The organism is Bacillus sp. AFS053548 (assembly GCF_002575105.1).
Taxonomy (GTDB): Bacteria; Bacillota; Bacilli; order Bacillales; family Bacillaceae_G; genus Gottfriedia.
Genome location: NZ_NUHI01000068.1, coordinates 1 through 981, shown reverse-complemented (window position 1 = coordinate 981; position 981 = coordinate 1). Strand labels below are relative to the sequence as shown.

1 pseudogene is annotated in these 981 nt (G+C 30.2%); it reads left to right on the top strand.

What is annotated here, in order from left to right:
• Positions 1-226: 226 nt before the first annotated feature.
• A pseudogene (locus CN946_RS20895) lies at positions 227-574 on the top strand (hypothetical protein); the annotation flags it as partial.
• Positions 575-981 lie beyond the last annotated feature (407 nt).

Here is a 981-nt window from a genome sequence, read left to right as displayed (position 1 = left end):
TAGGCTGATGTTTTTTTGTGTTTAAAAATGAAAATAAGGTTTCATGTCAATTTAAGTTAATCTGGCCTGCACCTTTCAATTCACATGGTTCTTTTTTAACATTGCATTTAAAACTATATTCTTTTAACGAGCAAGCTTACAAAAAGTTAATGGTAATGTCTTCATTCATGTTTGGAACAATGGATAAACCGATTTAAAGGTGTAACAACCATCCACAATTACCTTGCCAGGTTATTGTGGATGGTGTGTAACTCAATTATCTTTTAATGAAACAGACGAAGTGATTATAAACTTGAATGAAAAAGGGGTAAAAGCATTACGTTCTAATATAAAACCAGGTGGTTCAGAAGATTTATCTAAGCTCGATTACTTTGCAAGAAGAGTTTAGGATTTAGTTGGATGGCATAGTGAACTTATATTGATGCAAAAGAGATGTTTGGTACAGTTTTGCTTATCTACAAGAGCAAAAAGACCTTTTGAATATGCAGATATTGAATTAATTCAACAGCTATTTGATGAACAAGCTATCAATAAAATCATGTACACGAATGTTTTAAAATGGTATTTCAAGTAATTCAGCGTTAATTAGGTTTAGCTTCATAAAGAAAGTTAGAATTTCTATGTCGTGATCAATAGTCCACATTTACGCAAAATTCTTTTTGAACTTATAGAAGCCATTCCAAGTTGTATTCCCAGCCCTGTAACGTTGTTGTAAGATTCTTAGAATAATTTTCATTTAGTAAAGTTCTTAACCCGCCTTCTATGGTTACTACATTTTCACTACAATTCTCGATCTACTTTTGATGTACCTGTTGAAATAATTATCCATATACGATATTGTTGATTTTTTTAATTTCGAAAATTATAAATGTAGCTAATTCCGATAAAAGACAGGTGGTATTCTTATTGGGTAATACTTTAAAATAATTAATTCAACTGCCAATATTCAAGGTAAAAGTATAATTTTTTGTAAAGAAATGC